The following is an 18,599-nucleotide window of genomic DNA, read 5'->3' on the forward strand; positions in this document are numbered from 1 at the left end:
ATGGCGAAGACGTTATACGAAAAGTTGTTTGATGCTCACGTGGTTTATGAAGCGCAAAACGAAACCCCGCTGCTGTACATTGACCGTCATCTGGTTCACGAAGTGACCTCGCCGCAGGCGTTTGACGGTCTGCGCGCCCACAAACGCCCGGTACGTCAGCCGGGCAAAACCTTCGCCACGATGGATCACAACGTTTCGACGCAGACGAAAGACATTAACGCGTCCGGCGAAATGGCGCGTATCCAGATGCAGGAGTTAATTAAAAACTGCAAAGAGTTCGGCGTGGAACTGTACGATCTGAACCACCCTTTCCAGGGCATCGTCCACGTGATGGGGCCGGAACAGGGCGTCACCCTGCCGGGTATGACCATCGTCTGCGGCGACTCACACACGGCAACCCATGGTGCATTCGGCGCGCTGGCCTTCGGTATCGGCACCTCTGAAGTCGAACACGTCCTGGCTACGCAGACGCTGAAGCAGGGTCGCGCTAAAACCATGAAGATCGAAGTCAAAGGTAAAGCGGCTCCGGGCATCACCGCCAAAGATATCGTTCTGGCGATCATCGGTAAAACCGGCAGCGCCGGCGGTACCGGGCACGTTGTTGAATTTTGCGGCGAAGCCATTCGCGATTTAAGCATGGAAGGCCGCATGACCCTGTGCAATATGGCTATCGAAATGGGCGCGAAAGCAGGCCTGGTCGCGCCTGACCAGACCACATTTGATTACGTGAAAGGCCGCCTGCACGCGCCGAAAGGCAAGGATTTTGACGAAGCCGTCGCCTGGTGGAAAACCCTGACCACCGATGATGGCGCGACGTTTGACAGCGTTGTCACCCTGCAGGCGGAAGAGATTGCCCCGCAGGTCACCTGGGGCACCAACCCAGGCCAGGTCATCTCCGTCACCGATATCATCCCGGACCCGGCATCATTCACCGACCCGGTAGAGCGCGCGAGCGCGGAAAAAGCGCTGGCCTATATGGGCCTGAAATCTGGCGTACCGTTAACCGACGTGGCGATTGATAAAGTCTTTATCGGCTCCTGCACCAACTCGCGTATCGAAGACTTACGCGCGGCGGCCGAAATCGCTAAAGGCCGCAAAGTCGCGCCGGGCGTTCAGGCGCTGGTCGTGCCAGGCTCTGGTCCGGTAAAAGCGCAGGCCGAAGCCGAAGGCCTGGATAAAATCTTTATTGAAGCCGGTTTTGAGTGGCGTTTACCCGGCTGCTCCATGTGCCTGGCGATGAACAACGACCGCCTGAACCCGGGCGAGCGCTGCGCCTCCACCAGCAACCGTAACTTTGAAGGCCGTCAGGGCCGCGGCGGGCGCACTCACCTGGTCAGCCCGGCCATGGCAGCCGCGGCGGCCGTTACCGGTCATTTCGCCGATATCCGTAGCTTGAAATAAGGAAACCATCATGGCAGAGAAATTTACCCAACATACCGGCCTGGTGGTTCCGCTGGACGCCGCGAACGTCGATACCGATGCAATCATTCCAAAGCAGTTCCTGCAGAAAGTCACGCGTACCGGTTTTGGCGCCCATCTGTTTAACGACTGGCGCTTCCTGGACGACAAAGGCGAACAGCCTAACCCGGAATTCGTGCTGAACTTCCCGGAATATAAAGGCGCCTCTATCCTGCTGGCGCGGGAAAACTTCGGCTGCGGCTCTTCGCGCGAGCACGCGCCGTGGGCGCTGACCGATTACGGTTTTAAAGTCGTCATCGCGCCGAGCTTCGCCGATATCTTCTACGGCAACAGCTTTAACAATCAGCTGCTGCCGGTCACCCTGAGCGAAGCGCAGGTCGATGAGCTGTTTAAGCTGGTCCACTCTCAGCCGGGCATTAAGTTTGAAGTCGATCTGGAAGCCGAAGTGGTTAAAGCAGGCGATAAATCTTACAGCTTTAAAATTGACGCTTTCCGCCGCCACTGCATGCTGAACGGTCTGGACAGCATCGGCCTGACTTTGCAGCATGAAGAGGCGATCTCAGCCTATGAGAAAAAACAGCCGGCCTTTATGAATTAAGGCAGCCGCCATGTATATCTCAGCCCGGACCGCGATCCGGGCTTTTTTTTCGCCGGTAAAAATGAGATCTGGCGCACATATATCAATATTCGTCGCTATAACGGGGCGACATTTTCGCCGCGATAAAAATAAATCATTATCAATTGGGCATCTATTCAATCATTCCCCTACTCTTTTTGTGTCATTCCACAAGTACAAGTAAAAAATCGATTGAAATATTTAAGGTAAAAACACTAATGTGTAAATAAATTGTTAATCCCATAGAATCACGCTATAGCTCCGCGCAAAAAAAAGCATTATTTTTCTATTAAACGCCTCGTTATCTTTCCCCACAGAGAAATATTAACTTTGGACAGGCCAGAATCGCCGTAAAAGGCCATCAGGCATCCAGTGGAGAGAGCATATGAGCCACTATCCCCATCTTTTTTCCCCGTTGACCATTAACGGAATGACAATAAAAAACCGCATCATCATGCCGCCAATGGGCACTAACCTGGCGAGCCTGAACGGGGAAGTCACGCAGGAGCAGATTGACTACTATGAGCTACGCGCGCGGGGCGGCACAGGACTCATCACTATCGAGAATATTTGCATCGATTTTCCTTTCGCCTCTAACGGCACTACGCAGCTGCGTATCGATAACGATCAATATATTCCGCGCCTGTTCAAATTAACCGAAACCTTACATAAACACGGCGCCTGCGTCAGTATTCAATTAAACCACGCCGGCGCGTCGGCCTATGCGTATCGCCTGAACGGCGAAATGCCGCTGTCTTCTTCCAGCACGCCGTCCAAAAAGAACGGGAATATTCCCCGCCCGATGACGCACGATGAGATATATCATGCCGTCGATAAATTTGGTGACGCGGCGGAGCGCGTTCGCCGCGCTGGATTCGACTGCGTGGAAATTCACGCCGGCCACTCTTATTTAATTAGCCAGTTTTTATCACCGCTGTTTAATAAGCGCACCGATGAATTTGGCGGCAGCGTAGAGAATCGCGCCAGAATATTAACCTTAATCGTCGATAAGGTACGGGCCTGCGTAGGCCCGCGTTTTCCGGTCAGCCTGCGTATTAGCGCCGATGACTTTCTGAAAGGTGGAAATACGCTCGAAGACTCCTTGCGGATCCTCGAACTGTGCCAGGAAAAAGTGGATATTATCAACGTCTCCGCCGCGCAAAACGACAACCTCAATTTCCAGATTGACCAGATGTCTCTGGAAGATGGCTGGAAGCGCTATCTCTCTCGCGCGGTACGCGACAAATTCCACAAGCCCACGGTGATTGCCGGCAACATCCGTACCCCGAAAGTCGCCGAAGATATTATCGCCAGCGGCGATGCTGACCTGATTGCCATTGGCCGCGGCCTGATCGCCGAGCCGGAGTGGGTGCAAAAAGTTCAAAGCGGCAACGAACGTCTGATGCGGAAATGCATCTCCTGCAACATTGGCTGCGCGGATCACCGCATCGCCCGCTCCCGCCCTCTTCGCTGCTCGATCAACCCGGATATCATCCACGGCGACGCGTATAAGCAGCAGCGCGTGATCCGCGATACCAACGTCGTGGTCATCGGCGCGGGTACGGCGGGAATGGAAGCGGCCTGCACCGCGGCTGAAGTCGGCTGCCATACCTGGCTGCTGGAAGAGAAGCACAGCATCGGCGGACTGGCCAGCGAGATCTCCCTGCTGCCGGAGAAAAAGCGTATCGCTGATTTTCCGCAGTTTATGAAAAACCGTATCGCCTCGCTCGATAACCTGATGCTGCAGGTCGGCAGACGCGCCACCGTGGCGTCCGTTTCCGCTCTTCGCCCGGATTTAATCGTCAACGCCACCGGTTCAGTGCCCCTGCTGCCGCCCATTGAAGGACTGCGCGAGAACATCGATGTCGAAGGCGGGAACGTCTTCTCCATTACCAACATGATTCATCATCTGGACCAGTTTGCCGATGCTACAGGTAAACGCATCGCCGTCGTCGGCGCAGGCGCCGTGGGTCTGGACGTCATCGAGTACTTCTCCGCGCGCGGTGCCAGCGCCGTGCTTATCGAGATGCAGGACGCGCCGGGTCGCGATCTGGACATCATTACCAAAAACGCCATGTTGACCATGCTGGATGAACATCACGTGGAACAGCACATGCGCACGCAGCTGGTTGCCGTCACCCCAACGCATTTCATCGTTAAAAATGCGGATGGCACCTTTGACATTCCTTTCGATTACGGCTTCGTCTGCCTGGGAATGCGCGCCAACACCGCCGGTCTCACTGAGATTGAACAATGGGCCAGAGCCAATAACGTAAAAATAATGAACATCGGCGACAGCCTGATGGCCCGGCGAATCATTGATGGCGTGCGCGAAGGGCGCAACGTGCTGGACACCCTCGAAGATATGGGGGCTCTCGGCAACCGCGAATCGACAAAAATTCCATTTCTAACATATTGAGGATTTTATCATGGCAGAACGTATTACTGGACACACCGAGCTGATTGGCCTGATTGCGACCCCGATTCGTCACAGCATGTCGCCAACCATGCATAACGAAGCTTTTGCTCATCTGGGGCTGGACTATGTTTACCTGGCGTTCGAAGTCGGTAACGAAGAGCTGAAAGACGTGGTACAGGGCTTTCGCGCGTTAAAACTGCGCGGCTGTAACGTCTCCATGCCGAACAAAACGGAGATTTGCCAGTATCTGGACAAGCTCTCGCCGGCGGCAGAACTGGTTGGCGCGGTGAATACCGTGGTGAACGACAATGGCGTACTGACCGGCCACATTACCGATGGCACCGGCTATATGCGCGCGCTCAAAGAAGAGGGCATTGATATCATCGGCAAAAAAATGACCGTTCTGGGCGCTGGCGGCGCGGCAACCGCGCTCTGCGTTCAGGCCGCGCTCGATGGCGTCAAAGCGATCTCCATCTTCAACCGCAAAGATAAGTTCTTCGCCAATGCAGAACAGACCGTCGCCAAAATCCGTAACAACACCAACTGCGAGATCCACCTGTTCGATCTGGACGATCATGACAAACTGCGCGCGGAAATCGACAGCAGCGTCATTCTGACCAACGCCACCGGCGTGGGTATGAAACCGTTTGAAGGCCAGATGCTGCTGCCTGATGACAGCTTCCTGCGCCCGGATCTGATCGTTTCTGACGTGGTCTATAACCCGCGCAAAACTTATCTGCTGGAAGTGGCCGAGAAAAAAGGCTGCCGCACCATCAACGGTCTGGGGATGATGCTCTGGCAAGGCGCGCGCGCTTTTGAAATCTGGACGGGCAAAGAAATGCCGGTTGAACACGTCAAAAATATCCTGTTCTAAGGATGGGCGCGATGAAAAATCCATATGTCCCAACGGCGGCTGGGCTCTATCTTAACTACCTGATCCACGGCATGGGGGTTTTGTTAATCACCCTCAATATGGCGAATCTGCAGGAACAGTGGGGAACCGACGCTGCCGGCGTCTCCATCGTCATTTCGTCGCTCGGGATCGGTAAGCTCGCCACGATCGTCACAGGATTCCTGTCCGACCGTTTTGGCCGTAAACCTTTTATCTATCTCGGCATCGCCAGCTATCTGGTGTTTTTCCTCGGTATTTTACTGACGAAAAACATTTATATGGCCTACTTCTTCGGCATTATGGCCGGTCTGGCAAACAGCTTCCTCGATTCCGGAACCTATCCGGCGTTGATGGAGTCTTTCCCTAACTCCGCCAGCCGGGCAAATGTGCTGATCAAAGCCTTTGTCTCTGCCGGGCAGTTCCTGCTGCCGTTCATTATCGGTGCGCTGATTTGGGCGAATATGTGGTACGGATGGTCGTTTATCATCGCCGCTGTATTGATGATTATTAGCGCTATCTACCTGATAAAAATGCCTTTCCCGGACCATCGGGCGAAAAAGGAAACCGCAGAAAAATCGTCGGCCGCCGCCGTAGCCCCGCAGGCGAACGCCGGCAAGCTGGATATGGCCATCTTTACCCTGTACGGCTATATCGGTATGGCGACTTTTTATCTGGTCAGCCAGTGGTTAGCGCAGTACGGCGAGTTCGTTGCCGGCATCCCGCACGAGTCGGCCATTAAACTCCTGAGCGTCTATACTGCCGGTTCCCTGACGTGCGTGTTCGTCACCGCGGCCTTTGTCAAAGAGGTATTTAGCTCGGCCGTCGCCATGATCGTTTACACTTTCCTGTCGATGATGTCACTGCTGATCGTTTGCCTGTTCCCTACGCCAATGATAGTGACCGGCTTCGCCTTTATCATCGGCTTTGCCGCCGCCGGCGGCGTGCTGCAGATAGGCGCGACCATTATGGCCATGAGCTTCCCGAACGGAAAAGGCAAAGCCACCGGGATCTTTTATACCGCAGGAAGTCTGGCCAGCTTTACGATCCCGCTGATCACGGCAAAACTGTCGAAGATGGGTATCGCCAGCATTATGTGGTTCGATCTTCTGATCGCGATCGTCGGCTTTGTGATCGCCCTGTACATCGGTTATCGTCAGCTTCAGGTTCGCGCCGCTGCAAAAACATCCCGGGTTGCAGCAACCGCCTGATGGTCAATGACAAAAAGAATAATGGATACCAACATGACTCAAGCAGTAACAGTAAAAAACATCACCTTCCAGGAAGGGGAAACCTTAATCTGCGTACCGCTGATCGGCAAAACGCTCGCCGAGCTGCAGACTAACGCGCGCGCGCTGGCTACCGCCGGAGCCGATATTATCGAGTGGCGCGTCGATCACTTCACCCAGGTCAGAGAAACGGAGCAGGTACTACTGGCGCTGGGCGAGATTCGCCAGCTGCTGAAAGAGATCCCGCTGCTGTTCACCTTCCGCAGTAAAAAAGAGGGTGGCGAAACGGAAATCAGCGACGAAGCCTATTTTGAGCTGAATCGCCAGGCGGCCGTTAGCGGTCTGACCGACGTGATTGATATCGAGCTGTTCAACGACGAAGCGCAAATTCGCTCGCTGGTGAGCGATGCCCACGCTGCGGGCGTCAAAGTTATCATGAGCAATCATGATTTCCATAAAACGCCGGCTCAGGAAGATATCATCTACCGCCTGCGCCGCATGCAGGATCTTGGCGCTGACCTGCCGAAGATCGCGGTTATGCCGCAGTCGCCGCAGGATGTCCTGACCCTGCTCTCGGCAACCCTGACGATGAAAGAGAAGTACGCGACTCGGCCGTTAATCACCATGTCGATGGGTAAATCCGGCGGCGTGAGCCGGGTAACCGGCCGTTTGTTCGGTTCAGCAATGACCTTCGGTACCGTCGGCCAGGCTTCTGCGCCAGGGCAAATCGCCATTACCCAACTGCGTGAACTGATGGATATTCTTTCCTGATAAAACTTCGCCCGGGGGTCACCCTCCGGGCGATGTTGCTAGCGGATTTTTTGGCTGTCATTAATAATGACATCTTTAAATGACTGAATCGCGGGAGAAAGTACCCGCTCTTTCATCGTTGCCAGATAGATATAACGCGGAGGAATCGCATTTTTAATCGTCAGGATATGCACGTTGTAATACGAGAGCGCGGAAATTCGCGGCATAATCGCAATACCGTAATCAATACTGACCAGCCCCGCCATCGCCGTATCCTCATCAACGTAGCAGGCAATATCCGGCACCAGCTTTTGCTGCATAAACACGTTATCAATAAAGGGGCGTAACCCGCTATTTTCTGAAAAATAGATATAGGGATAGTGGATAGTCTCCACCAGGTCGACTTCATTTTCATAGAGCCTGGCCAGAGGGTGATCTTTTGCCGTTACCACGACCAGCTCCTGCTGAATAATAGGAATAAAGTCGATATCAGGCTCATCCGCAATATAGGAACAAATCGCCAGATCGCTTTTCCCGGCCTTCAGTTCCTGCAGAAGCGTTAACGACGTTCCCTGAGTAAAAGAAAATGTCACATTGTGACGAGATGGTGAAAGGGAATATTTATTAATTAACTGCGGAACAACATATTCGCCCATGGTGTAAATAAACGCAATGCGAATATTCTCCTTGTTCTCGTCGCTATTTTTTTGCAACGTCATGCGGCCATTCTCTAATGAGGCCAGGGCATCTTCGACGTAGGGCAGAAAGCGCTTACCATTCTGCGTAATTTTGACATTACGCCCTTTCCTGGCAAATAGCGCCACGCCAAGCTCTTTCTCCAGTTCAGATATGGCGTGGCTTAGCGAGGGTTGAGTGATAAAAAGACTGGAGGCGGCTTCAGTGTAGTGCTCGGTTTCTGCCAGCCGCTTAAAATAATAAAGTTGCTTTAGGTTCATTATTTTTGCTCGTATAATATAAGAATAAAACTCATGCCCCTAATATACCATACAGGCTATCGATGATGAGCCGAAAAGGAGAAATATCGGGGTCATATCAAATATTATTATGCCATGTCACAGAAGCCGTAACAAAGCGTGACTTATCATCGATAGTGTCAACGTCAAATAGAATATTTTTGCCTGCATAAATTCATGCAAAAATATTTTAAACTTTAAAGGAAATCACTATGAGGACGATCGATGCTCAGGAACGGCCGATTTTGCCGTCGGCCACGCAAAAGCGAACTAAAACGCGAATTGTAATTTTAATGTTACTATCGATAGGGACGATGATAAATTATCTCGATCGGACTATTTTAGGTGTTGTTGCGCCCAAGTTAACGAGCGAAATAGATATTGACCCGGCCATGATGGGGATCGTTTTTTCCGCTTTCGCCTGGACCTACGCTCTGGCGCAAATTCCCGGCGGGATGTTTCTCGATCGCTTCGGCAATAAGCTGACCTACGCGCTTTCTATTTTTTTCTGGTCAACCTTTACCTTACTGCAAAGCTTTTCTGTCGGCCTAAAATCGCTGCTGCTGCTGCGTTTAGGCTTAGGCATCAGCGAAGCCCCCTGTTTCCCGGTTAATAGCCGTGTCGTCAGTAAATGGTTTCCGCAGCATGAACGCGCCCGGGCAACGGCGACTTACACCGTCGGTGAATATATTGGTCTGGCCGCATTCTCTCCGCTCCTTTTTTTAATTCTGGAGCATCATGGCTGGAGAACGCTATTTTTCCTGACCGGTGGATTGGGTATTGCATTTACTTTTGTATGGTGGAAATTTTATCACGAGCCACATGAATCAAAAACGGCAAATAAAGAAGAGCTGGAGTATATCGGCGTAGAAAATACGACATCCGTCAATGAAAACATCCCTTTCAACTGGCATGATGCGAAACGTCTGCTGTGCTGCCGGCAAATCATCGGCGCCAGCCTTGGTCAATTTGCCGGTAACACCACGCTGGTTTTCTTCCTGACATGGTTCCCGACTTATCTGGCTAACGAACGCCACCTCCCCTGGCTTCACGTGGGTTTCTTCGCCTCCTGGCCGTTCCTGGCCGCGGCTATTGGTATCTTTTTCGGCGGTTGGGTATCCGATAAAATAATAAAGAAAACCAACTCAGTAAATATTAGCAGAAAGCTGCCAATTATTTCCGGACTGCTACTGTCGAGCTGCATCATCATTGCTAACTGGGTCGATAGCAACACCGCAGTCATTATTATTATGTCGATTGCATTTTTTGGCCAGGGTATGGTTGGCCTCGGCTGGACGCTTATTTCTGACATTGCCCCGAAGAATATGGGCGGATTGACCGGCGGCATCTTCAACTTCTGTGCTAATATGGCATCAATTATTACCCCATTAATTATTGGGGTTATCATATCCATGACCGGTAATTTTTTCTACGCGCTGATTTATATCGGTTTAACCGCGCTGGTTGGCGTTATCGCGTATGTTTTTATTATCGGCGATATTAAAAGGATCGTGTTGAAATAACCTGTCCAGCCCCTGTCCTGGCATCCTGCCGGGACAGGGGGAGCGATTCAGATATCTTTCACCCTGCTGGTCATAAACAGCGTCACCAGCGAAATTGCGGCAATCGTCCAGTAGACGCTGGCGTGACCATAGCTTTGCGACAGCGCGCCCTGAATCACCCCCGCCAGAATCACCCCGGTGGAAATACTGTTGGTAAACAGCGTCGTCGCGGCGCCCGCCCGTCCGGGCATCAGATCCTGAAACCACAGCATGCCAATCCCGGCAACAATCCCGATAAATACGGCATTAAACAGCTGTAGCACCAGCAGCGCCACGCGGTCGTGGAACAGAATCAGACCGATATAAAACAGCACGCCCGCCGCAACCGCTGTCACCATCATCTTGCGTTTGCCCCAGCGCTTAACGTAGTAGCCCGCCAGGATCATCGCCGGGATCTCCAGCCCGGCAGCGGTGCCCATCAAAATCCCCGCGAGGCTGTCCGGCAGGCCAAGATCGCTGCTGATCCACAGAGGCATATCAATGATATACATGGTATTGCAGGTCCACATCAGCGTGGAGGCGATGAACAGCATCCGCACGTTTTTATCGTGCCATCCTCCGGCCTGCACCAGCACGTCAGCGCCTTCCGAAGGCTGCTCAACGCGGGCGACCGAGGGCAGTTTGACGGCGATCAGCGCCAGGCTTATCACAAAGATCCCGGCGGCAATCGAAAACATGGTGGTGAAGCCATAATTCAGCGCCAGCATAAAAGCCAGCGGTGGACCAATAACCCACGCCAGCGAAAGCTGCGCACGCATTATCGAACTGAACATCACCACTTCGCGCGCCGAGCTATCGGCATATTCCCGCGCCAGGGCAAAAAGCTGCGGCATCGCGGCATTCGCCACCGAGGCCAGCATAACCCCGCAGGTAATCAGCGTCAGATAGTGGCGATTAAAAGCGAACAGCAGCGCGTTTCCCACCGCCATCAGGCAGCAAAACATAATCAGCCGCCGGCGATCGCCCCGGCTGTCGGAGCGTTTAGCCAGCGCCAGGCTGACCAGAATGCCGGCAATGGCGTTAACCGTATAGAACAGTCCTACCCAGAACGGCTGCGCGCCCACTTCGCGGCTGAGGAATAAGCTGAGCGTCGGCGCCTGCAGCGCGCCGGCGATCCCCATCATGAAAGCGACAAGCATAAAAGCGGCGTAAACGCCGTTTAGACGACGCCCCATCGTCATTAACCACAGCATGAAATATCCTTAAGCACGCGAAGAAAACGAAAAAAGCCAGCAGAAGTATTCTGCTGGCGGGTGATTCTATACTCTATGGATTTCGAGTTGCGGGCAGGCGGCCAGAACGTAAGTCCCTGGGAACATAGATAACTATGTGGCCTGGGCGAGCGGGCGCAGCCAACGCACCTGCAGCTTGAAAGACGACGAGTATAACACCAATACTCAGTCACACATGATGTCTGCAAGTCAATGATCAGAGGTCTGCGACGTAACTCCCCACTGCATCAGTTCGCCGAGCATTTTCTGCTGTCTTCCTGCCATCAGGCGGGCCAGCCAGGACGCATCCTGCGTCGCAGAAAAGTAGCGTTGGTAGAACTGTTTCATGGTTGACCCCATCATATTCACCTCCTCGCTTCATCGACGTTGATTATTGACTTAATATAGGAAGTAATAAATTGCTGAGTTTTTATCAGGAGTTCCCCTTTTATGTCTTCCGGTCGTTTACAACAGCAGTTCATCCGCCTGTGGCAGTGCTGCGATGGCAAGTCGCAGGAGACCACGCTGAATGCGCTGGCAGAGATGCTAAGCTGCTCGCGCCGCCATATGCGTACCCTACTCAACATGATGGAAGCGCGCGGCTGGCTAACCTGGGAGGCGGAGGCCGGGCGCGGCAAGCGCTCCCGCCTCTCTTTTCTCTATACCGGTCTCGCCCTGCAGCAGCAGAGGGCGGAAGATCTGCTGGATCAGGACAGAATCGATCAGCTGGTGCAGCTGGTTGGCGATAAAGCCGCCGTCCGGCAAATGCTGGTTTCCCATTTAGGCCGCAGCTTTCGTCAGGGCCGGCATATCCTGCGCGTGCTCTACTATCGGCCGATGAAAAATCTGCTGCCCGGCAGCGCGCTGCGCCGCTCGGAAACGCATATTGCCCGGCAGATTTTTAGCGCCCTGACGCGGGTAAATGAGGAAAATGGGGAACTGGAGGCCGATATTGCTCACCATTGGCAGCAGATCGCCCCCACCCACTGGCGCTTTTTTCTGCGTCCGGGGATTCATTTTCATCATGGACGAGAGCTGGAGATGGAAGATGTCATCACCTCTCTGCAGCGCAGCAACGCCCTGCCGCTGTTCTCTCATATTGAGCGCATCGACTCTCCCACCGCATGGACCCTCGACATTCATCTCCGCCAGCCCGACCGCTGGCTGCCGTGGTTGTTAAGCCAGGTCCCGGCCATGATCCTTCCGCATGAGTGGCGAACGATGGAGAATTTCTCCAGTATCCCCGTGGGGACCGGGCCCTACTCGGTTGTGCGTAATAACCAGAATCAGCTCAAAATTCACGCCTTCGATGACTATTTCGGCTACCGGGCGCTGATCGATGAAGTGAACGTCTGGGTCCTGCCGGAAATCAGCGAAGAACCCAACGGCGGGTTGACGTTACAGGGCACCACGCAAAGCGAAAAAGCGGTGGAAAGCCGCCTGGAAGAGGGGTGTTATTACCTGCTGTTCGACGCCCGCAGCCCGCTGGGCGGTAACAGCGCGGTACGCCAGTGGCTAAGCTATGTGTTCCAGCCCGCTAACCTGCTCTATCACGCCGGCGAGCACTATCAGGGCAACTGGTTCCCGGCTTATGGCCTGCTGCCCCGCTGGCATCATGCGCGCAGCCACGCCTGCGAGAAACCTGCCGGCCTTGAGACGGTCAGGCTGACCTACTACCAGGATCACGTCGAGCATCGCGTGATGGGCGGGATCATGGCAACGCTGCTGGCCGAGCATCAGGTTAAGCTGGAGATCCAGGAGCTGGAGTATCAGGAGTGGCACCGCGGGGAGGTGGTCAGCGACGTTTGGCTCAACAGCGCCAACTTTACGCTGCCGATCGATTTCTCCCTGTTTGCCTGGCTGTATGAAGTTCCGCTGATTCGCAACTGTATCCCCATCGACTGGGAACAGGACGCCGCTCGCTGGCGCGCGGGCGAGCTGAACCCGGCCACCTGGAGTCAGCAGCTGTTGGCCAATCAAACCGTGGTGCCGCTGATCCACCACTGGCTGATGATCCAGGGGCAGCGCAGCATGCGCGGCGTACGCATGAACACGCTCGGCTGGTTTGACTTTAAGTCCGCGTGGTTCGCGCCGCCGGAGCCGTAATGCTTTCCGTTGGCAAACAAAATCATTACACTAACTGCCGTTCTCAACGGGGTGCTAATAAACATACGCAATCTCATTCAAGTTGCCTCAACGCGCGGTTAGCGCAGAAGCAACCCGAAGATAAAGCGTATGGGCTGAGAAAATACCCGTCGAACCTGATCCGGATAACGCCGGCGAAGGGATTTGAGGCCCTCTCAAAATCCTTTGCCACCCCTTTTTCTGAGGTGCAAAGTGTTGAAAAAATTACTCCCCCTGCTGGCACTGGTCGCCGCGCCCGTTTTTGCCAAACCGCTGCTCACCGTTTATACCTACGACTCGTTCTCCGCCGACTGGGGCCCGGGCCCAGCGGTTAAAAAAGCCTTTGAAGCCGACTGCGGCTGCGAGCTGAAGTTCGTGGCGCTGGAAGATGGCGTCTCGCTGCTCAACCGCCTGCGAATGGAAGGCAAAAACAGCAAAGCCGACGTGGTGCTGGGACTGGATAACAACCTGCTGGAAGCCGCTTCGCAAAGCAAGCTGTTCGCCAAAAGCGGCGTCCCGGCCAGCGCGGTCAGCGTGCCCGGCGGCTGGGACAACGACACCTTCGTGCCGTTCGATTACGGCTACTTCGCCTTTGTTTACGATAAAAACAAGCTGAAAAATCCGCCGAAAAGCCTGAAAGAGCTGGTTGAGGGCGAGCAAAAATGGCGGGTGATTTATGAAGATCCGCGCACCAGTACGCCGGGCCTGGGCCTGCTGCTGTGGATGCAAAAAGTCTACGGCGATAAAGCGCCGGAAGCCTGGCAGAAGCTGGCGGCGAAAACCGTTACCGTTACCAAGGGCTGGAGCGAAGCCTACGGCCTGTTCCTGAAAGGCGAAAGCGATCTGGTGCTGAGCTACACCACCTCCCCGGCTTACCACATTATCGAAGAGAAAAAAGATAACTACGCCGCGGCAAACTTCGCGGAAGGCCACTACCTGCAGGTTGAGGTAGCCGCCCGCACCGCGGCCAGCAAACAGCCGGAGCTGGCGGAAAAGTTCCTTAAATTTATGGTATCACCGGGCTTCCAGAACGCGATCCCCACCGGCAACTGGATGTATCCGGTGACGACGGTTGCGCTTCCGGCAGGCTTTGACGCGCTGATGAAACCGCAAACGACCCTCGAATTCACACCGCAACAGGTGGCCGCCGAACGTCAGAACTGGATTAGCGCATGGCAACGCGCCGTCAGCCGCTAGCTTTCGGCTGGCTCCTGCCGGGACTCACGGCGGCCATCGTGCTGGTCGTCGTGGCGCTGGCCGCCTTTCTGGCGCTATGGTTCAGCGCCCCGGAGACCTCCTGGAACGCGCTTATCCGCGACAGCTATCTCTGGCACGTGGTGCGTTTCTCCTTCTGGCAGGCCTTCCTTTCCGCGCTTTTTTCGGTGCTACCGGCGATATTCCTCGCCCGCGCCCTGTACCGGCGGCGCTTCCCCGGGCGCACGCTGCTGCTGCGCCTTTGCGCGATGACCTTAATTCTGCCGGTACTGGTGGCGGTCTTCGGCATTCTTAGCGTCTACGGTCGTCAGGGCTGGCTGGCCCAGCTATGCCACGTTTTTGGCTGGCAGTGGGAATTCTCGCCCTACGGGCTACAGGGGATCCTGCTGGCGCACGTATTCTTTAATATGCCGATGGCCACGCGCCTGCTGCTGCAGACGCTGGAAAATATCCCCGGCGAACAGCGGCAAATCGCCGCCCAGCTCGGCATGCGCGGCTACGTCTTCTTCCGGCTGGTCGAGTGGCCGTGGCTGCGCCGGCAAATTCCACCGGTCGCGGCTCTGATCTTTATGCTCTGTTTCGCCAGCTTTGCGACCGTGCTGTCGCTGGGCGGCGGCCCGCGGGCGACCACCATCGAACTGGCGATTTACCAGGCCCTTAATTTCGACTACGACCCGGCGCGCGCGGCAATGCTGGCGCTTATCCAGATGGTCTGCTGCCTCGGGCTGGTGCTGCTTAGCCAGCGCCTGAGTAAAGCCCTCGCCATCGGGGCCAGCCATATTCGCGGCTGGCGCGATCCCGACGACCGGCTGTACAGCCGGCTGTGCGACGCGGCGCTGATTGGCGCGGCGCTTTTACTGCTGCTGCCGCCGCTGCTGGCGGTGATAGGCGACGGGCTGAACAGCAATCTGCTGAGCGTGCTGCATCAGCCGGCGCTATGGCAGGCGCTGTGGACGTCTCTGCGTATCGCCCTTGCCGCCGGGCTCTTAAGCGTCATCCTGACCATGATGCTGCTCTGGAGCAGCCGCGAGCTTCGCGCCCGCCGTCACCCTCTGGCCGGTCAGGCGCTTGAGCTGAGCGGGATGCTGATCCTCGCCATGCCGGGCATCGTGCTGGCCACCGGTTTCTTCCTGTTGCTCAATAACAGCGTGGGCCTGCCCGAGTCCGCCGACGGTATCGTGATTTTCACCAATGCGCTGATGGCAATCCCCTATGCGCTCAAGGTACTGGAAAACCCGATGCGCGATATCGCCGCCCGCTACGGCACCCTCTGCCAGTCGCTGGGGATGCGCGGCTTCACCCGCCTTCGGGTGGTCGAGCTTCGCGCTTTAAAGCGGCCGCTGGCCCAGGCGCTGGCCTTCGCCTGCGTGCTGTCGATTGGCGATTTCGGCGTCGTGGCGCTGTTCGGCAACGAAGATTTCCGTACGCTGCCCTTTTATCTGTATCAGCAAATTGGTTCTTACCGTAGCCAGGACGGCGCCGTGACCGCCCTTCTGCTTCTGCTGCTGTGCTTTTTACTCTTTAGCGTGATTGAAAAACTTCCGGGACGCGATGCTAAAACTGAATGATGTGACCTGGCTTTACCAGCATCTGCCGATGCGTTTTACGCTTTCCGTCGAACGCGGTGAGCGCATCGCGGTTCTTGGCCCGAGCGGGGCCGGAAAAAGCACGCTGCTGAACCTGATTGCCGGTTTTTTAACGCCCGCCAGCGGCAGTATCGCGCTCGACGGCCAGCCCCATACCCACACGCCGCCCGCGCGTCGTCCGGTATCGATGCTGTTTCAGGAAAATAATCTGTTCAACCATCTCACCATCCGCCAGAACATTGCGCTGGGAATGCACCCGGGGCTCAAGCTGAACGCGGATCAATCCGCCCATCTGCAGGCGATTGCCGGGCAGATGGGGATTGACGCGATGTTAGAGCGGCTGCCGGGCGAGCTTTCCGGCGGCCAGCGCCAGCGTGCGGCGCTGGCGCGCTGTCTGGTGCGCCAGCAGCCGGTACTGCTGCTGGATGAGCCCTTCTCGGCGCTCGATCCCGCGCTGAGGCTGGAGATGCTGACGCTGGTTGCCGACGTCTGCCAGCAGCGGCAACTGACGCTGCTGATGGTCTCGCACAGCGTGGAAGATGCGGCGCGCATCGCGCCGCGGTCGGTGGTCGTGGCTGAGGGACGCATTGCCTGGGATGGCGCGACCGCCGCGCTGCTCAGCGGCAACAGCAGCGCCTCGGCGCTGCTGGGAATTAGCGCAAAATAACCTTATGCAGAATGTCGAGATAGACCGGCATCAGCGGATGACGGAAGGCAAACACCAGCGCCGCGCCGGCGGCGCACACCATGAGCGGAGCGAGCCACAGCAGGCGCGAACGCGGCAGAAAACGGGTGAGACGATCGCCAGCGCTTTTGGCGCTGCGCCACAGCCGCCAGCATAGCCACGCCGCCAGCCACGCCAGCAGCGCCGCCCCCAGCAGCAGCCACTTAAAGCTGGCGCTATTCTCATCGGCCGGGATATCAATGGCCGCCCCGGCAAGGATTCCCGGTAAGAAGTAGAGCGGCGGCCACAGCAGGCAGCCGATGATATTCGGCGGGATGAACTTCGCGACCGGCAGATCGAGCATCCCGGCGACCATCGGCACCAGCGGGCGCGTCGGCCCGACGAAGCGGCCAATCAGAATCGTAAACATGCTGTGCTGATGCAGCGCATGTTCGGTTTTATCCAGCAGTGCTTTGTTTTTCTTCAAAAAAGACCAGCGATGCAGCGGCTTTTTAAACCGCCAGCCAAGCCAGAATGAAATCCAGTCGCCGAGCAAACAGCCGATAATCCCCGCCAGCCACGCCTGCCAGAAGTTAACCTCGCCGCTGCCGATCAGCGCCCCCAATCCGGCCATCATCACCGTTCCCGGTAAGATAAGCCCTACCAGCGCCAGCGACTCGAGGAAGGCGACCAGCAGAACGGCTATCAGAGAATAGACCGTGGATTGAGTAATAAAGTGTTCCAGCAATGCTTGCATAATGTACCCGGTTTAAAAACGAAGCACGGATTCTCCGGAGCCGTTCATACTTCGTCAAGCCATCATTTGTTTGTATAGTTTACTGGCTGTGTTAAAAATCCGGGCCATCATTTCACTTTCTTTACTTTTTATTCACACCCTGCGCGAAACTCGCTCGGGCTGGCGCCGGTGCATTTCTTAAACACGCGCGAAAAGTAGAGCTGGTCCTCAAAACCGACGTTACGGCCAACGGTCGCGATCGGCATCCGCGTCGTGCTCAGCAGCAGCTTGGCCTGGCTAATGCGCTGATCCTCCCGCCACCCCAGTACGCTGATCCCCAGCTGCTGGCGGAACAGATGCGACAGGCGCGACGGCGACAGGCACACGTGCTGGGCGACGCTGGCAATATCGAAATGGCTGTCCGCCAGATGATCGCTGATGTACTGGCAGGCATCGCGCACCCGGTTATCCAGCGGCGGATGCAGCGATTCGTTGATAGCTTCCATGCGCCTGAGCAGCAGTTGCTCCATAAGATTGATCGCCAGCAGCTCGGAGTAACGCCCGGCGCCCTGCCCGGCCTCCACAATCTGCCCGAACAGTTCGCCAAAGCGCGCCTGCCACTGCTCATCCGGGCGGAAAAAGCCGGTCTGGGCAAAAATCGTTGGCCAGTTAAGCCATTCATGCCAGTAGGCGCGCGGCCGGAAATAGACCCACTGGTGATACCACTCGCGGGCATCGGGATGGCGGCCATAATGGTGAATCTCTCCCGGCGGGAACAGCAGCATATCGCCAGGCCGGCAGATAAACTGCTCTCCGTGGTTATTGATCACCCCTTCGCCGCGAATCGTCAGATTAAGGATATAGCCCTTCATGCCCAGCGGACGGTCAATAAAGAAATCAAGATAGCCATCGGCTTCAATTGGCGTCAGGCCCGTCACCAGATGGGCGTTAAAAGAGTAACCCGGCAACAAAGGATCGTTTTGCGTTTCGGCCATAAACTCTGCTCTCCAGGAGACATTAAGGACACCAATTGTCCATACCTTGTATTTTATCCTCTGGCTGGTCGCTCATGCTGCGACGCGGGTTAGAAAATGAATTAAAACCCGCCTCTTCTCGATAAAAACTGAGCACGGCGCACAGTTCAGGCGCTTTCAGCGCATAACTGAAGTGTCTATAAAGACGGCAGGAAAGTCCACATTGAATAT

At 55.6% G+C, this 18,599-nt stretch carries 16 protein-coding genes and 1 riboswitch; of the genes, 11 read left to right on the forward strand and 5 right to left on the reverse strand.

What is annotated here, in order from left to right; all coding sequences use genetic code 11:
• From leuC to aroD, 6 genes are all read left to right on the forward strand, one after another.
• On the forward strand, window positions 1-1,401 hold the full coding sequence (leuC, locus tag ABLU96_RS02665) for a 3-isopropylmalate dehydratase large subunit (protein ID WP_004098563.1): 1,401 nt from the start codon (window positions 1-3) through the stop codon (window positions 1,399-1,401).
• A 10-nt stretch (window positions 1,402-1,411) separates the two neighbouring features.
• Complete coding sequence (gene leuD / locus ABLU96_RS02670; RefSeq protein WP_014227913.1) at window positions 1,412-2,017, forward strand: 3-isopropylmalate dehydratase small subunit; 606 nt, start codon at window positions 1,412-1,414, stop codon at window positions 2,015-2,017.
• Between the two features lie 403 nt (window positions 2,018-2,420).
• Window positions 2,421-4,454: an FAD-dependent oxidoreductase gene (locus ABLU96_RS02675; protein ID WP_064405767.1), complete on the forward strand. Its 2,034-nt coding sequence runs from the start codon at window positions 2,421-2,423 to the stop codon at window positions 4,452-4,454.
• A gap of 10 nt (window positions 4,455-4,464) precedes the next feature.
• Window positions 4,465-5,328, forward strand: coding sequence for a shikimate dehydrogenase (locus ABLU96_RS02680; protein ID WP_004108154.1), 864 nt, complete (start codon window positions 4,465-4,467; stop codon window positions 5,326-5,328).
• 11 nt (window positions 5,329-5,339) lie between these two features.
• On the forward strand, window positions 5,340-6,554 hold the full coding sequence (locus tag ABLU96_RS02685; protein ID WP_064380143.1) for an MFS transporter: 1,215 nt from the start codon (window positions 5,340-5,342) through the stop codon (window positions 6,552-6,554).
• A gap of 33 nt (window positions 6,555-6,587) precedes the next feature.
• Entirely contained in the window at window positions 6,588-7,343 is a 756-nt protein-coding gene (gene aroD, locus ABLU96_RS02690) for a type I 3-dehydroquinate dehydratase (protein WP_014837399.1), read from the forward strand.
• Between the two features lie 38 nt (window positions 7,344-7,381).
• Here aroD and ABLU96_RS02695 read toward each other — a convergent pair whose 3' ends face one another.
• Window positions 7,382-8,278, reverse strand: coding sequence for a LysR family transcriptional regulator (locus ABLU96_RS02695; RefSeq protein ID WP_014227908.1), 897 nt, complete (start codon window positions 8,276-8,278; stop codon window positions 7,382-7,384).
• Window positions 8,279-8,508: 230 nt separating this feature from the next.
• Here ABLU96_RS02695 and ABLU96_RS02700 point away from each other — a divergent pair, with 230 nt between their 5' ends.
• Window positions 8,509-9,819 (forward strand): MFS transporter, encoded by a 1,311-nt coding sequence (locus tag ABLU96_RS02700; RefSeq protein ID WP_025106482.1) that lies wholly within the window; start codon window positions 8,509-8,511, stop codon window positions 9,817-9,819.
• A gap of 47 nt (window positions 9,820-9,866) precedes the next feature.
• Here the strand turns inward: ABLU96_RS02700 and ABLU96_RS02705 are convergent, their stop codons facing one another.
• Window positions 9,867-11,051, reverse strand: a complete 1,185-nt coding sequence (locus ABLU96_RS02705; RefSeq protein ID WP_009654594.1) for a sugar efflux transporter — start codon at window positions 11,049-11,051, stop codon at window positions 9,867-9,869.
• 228 nt (window positions 11,052-11,279) lie between these two features.
• The gene (gene sgrT, locus ABLU96_RS02710) at window positions 11,280-11,432 is read right to left on the reverse strand and encodes a glucose uptake inhibitor SgrT (RefSeq protein ID WP_004098552.1); all 153 of its coding nucleotides are present in this window, start codon (window positions 11,430-11,432) and stop codon (window positions 11,280-11,282) included.
• A gap of 87 nt (window positions 11,433-11,519) precedes the next feature.
• Between sgrT and sgrR the strand changes: the two genes are divergently transcribed.
• The 4 genes from sgrR (at window position 11,520) to thiQ (ending at window position 16,661) form a co-directional block, all read left to right on the forward strand.
• Window positions 11,520-13,175 (forward strand): HTH-type transcriptional regulator SgrR, encoded by a 1,656-nt coding sequence (sgrR, locus tag ABLU96_RS02715; protein ID WP_014227906.1) that lies wholly within the window; start codon window positions 11,520-11,522, stop codon window positions 13,173-13,175.
• A gap of 37 nt (window positions 13,176-13,212) precedes the next feature.
• Window positions 13,213-13,375, forward strand: a riboswitch (TPP riboswitch).
• 31 nt (window positions 13,376-13,406) lie between these two features.
• Window positions 13,407-14,390 (forward strand): thiamine ABC transporter substrate binding subunit, encoded by a 984-nt coding sequence (gene thiB / locus ABLU96_RS02720; protein ID WP_009654640.1) that lies wholly within the window; start codon window positions 13,407-13,409, stop codon window positions 14,388-14,390.
• Window positions 14,366-15,976 carry a thiamine/thiamine pyrophosphate ABC transporter permease ThiP gene (thiP, locus tag ABLU96_RS02725; RefSeq protein ID WP_025106479.1) on the forward strand — a complete coding sequence of 537 codons (1,611 nt, stop codon included), beginning with the start codon at window positions 14,366-14,368 and terminating at the stop codon, window positions 15,974-15,976. The genes thiB and thiP overlap by 25 nt, the downstream gene beginning before the upstream one ends.
• A complete protein-coding gene (thiQ, locus tag ABLU96_RS02730; RefSeq protein WP_014227903.1) occupies window positions 15,960-16,661 on the forward strand; it encodes a thiamine ABC transporter ATP-binding protein ThiQ in 702 nt (233 codons plus the stop codon). The genes thiP and thiQ overlap by 17 nt, the downstream gene beginning before the upstream one ends.
• On the opposite strand, the gene ABLU96_RS02735 is transcribed toward thiQ, so the two are convergent.
• Both ABLU96_RS02735 and araC read right to left on the reverse strand, forming a co-directional pair.
• Window positions 16,648-17,415 carry a DedA family protein gene (locus ABLU96_RS02735; RefSeq protein WP_014227902.1) on the reverse strand — a complete coding sequence of 256 codons (768 nt, stop codon included), beginning with the start codon at window positions 17,413-17,415 and terminating at the stop codon, window positions 16,648-16,650. The two genes, thiQ and ABLU96_RS02735, sit on opposite strands and share 14 nt — an antisense overlap.
• 128 nt (window positions 17,416-17,543) lie before the next feature.
• Window positions 17,544-18,389 carry an arabinose operon transcriptional regulator AraC gene (gene araC / locus ABLU96_RS02740; RefSeq protein WP_004098545.1) on the reverse strand — a complete coding sequence of 282 codons (846 nt, stop codon included), beginning with the start codon at window positions 18,387-18,389 and terminating at the stop codon, window positions 17,544-17,546.
• Window positions 18,390-18,599 lie beyond the last annotated feature (210 nt).

This window comes from Klebsiella sp. CN_Kp106 (genome assembly GCF_040064575.1).
Taxonomy (GTDB): domain Bacteria; phylum Pseudomonadota; class Gammaproteobacteria; order Enterobacterales; family Enterobacteriaceae; genus Klebsiella; species Klebsiella michiganensis.

Bases quoted from the DNA above. Each gene is read 5' to 3' on its own strand.
- leuC (WP_004098563.1), top strand. From the start codon at position 1: ATGGCGAAGACGTTATACGAAAAGTTGTTTGATGCTCACGTGGTTTAT.
- leuD (WP_014227913.1), top strand. From the start codon at position 1,412: ATGGCAGAGAAATTTACCCAACATACCGGCCTGGTGGTTCCGCTGGAC.
- ABLU96_RS02675 (WP_064405767.1), top strand. From the start codon at position 2,421: ATGAGCCACTATCCCCATCTTTTTTCCCCGTTGACCATTAACGGAATG.
- ABLU96_RS02680 (WP_004108154.1), top strand. From the start codon at position 4,465: ATGGCAGAACGTATTACTGGACACACCGAGCTGATTGGCCTGATTGCG.
- ABLU96_RS02685 (WP_064380143.1), top strand. From the start codon at position 5,340: ATGAAAAATCCATATGTCCCAACGGCGGCTGGGCTCTATCTTAACTAC.
- aroD (WP_014837399.1), top strand. From the start codon at position 6,588: ATGACTCAAGCAGTAACAGTAAAAAACATCACCTTCCAGGAAGGGGAA.
- ABLU96_RS02695 (WP_014227908.1), bottom strand. From the start codon at position 8,278: ATGAACCTAAAGCAACTTTATTATTTTAAGCGGCTGGCAGAAACCGAG.
- ABLU96_RS02700 (WP_025106482.1), top strand. From the start codon at position 8,509: ATGAGGACGATCGATGCTCAGGAACGGCCGATTTTGCCGTCGGCCACG.
- ABLU96_RS02705 (WP_009654594.1), bottom strand. From the start codon at position 11,051: ATGCTGTGGTTAATGACGATGGGGCGTCGTCTAAACGGCGTTTACGCC.
- sgrT (WP_004098552.1), bottom strand. From the start codon at position 11,432: ATGATGGGGTCAACCATGAAACAGTTCTACCAACGCTACTTTTCTGCG.
- sgrR (WP_014227906.1), top strand. From the start codon at position 11,520: ATGTCTTCCGGTCGTTTACAACAGCAGTTCATCCGCCTGTGGCAGTGC.
- thiP (WP_025106479.1), top strand. From the start codon at position 14,366: ATGGCAACGCGCCGTCAGCCGCTAGCTTTCGGCTGGCTCCTGCCGGGA.
- thiQ (WP_014227903.1), top strand. From the start codon at position 15,960: ATGCTAAAACTGAATGATGTGACCTGGCTTTACCAGCATCTGCCGATG.
- ABLU96_RS02735 (WP_014227902.1), bottom strand. From the start codon at position 17,415: ATGCAAGCATTGCTGGAACACTTTATTACTCAATCCACGGTCTATTCT.
- araC (WP_004098545.1), bottom strand. From the start codon at position 18,389: ATGGCCGAAACGCAAAACGATCCTTTGTTGCCGGGTTACTCTTTTAAC.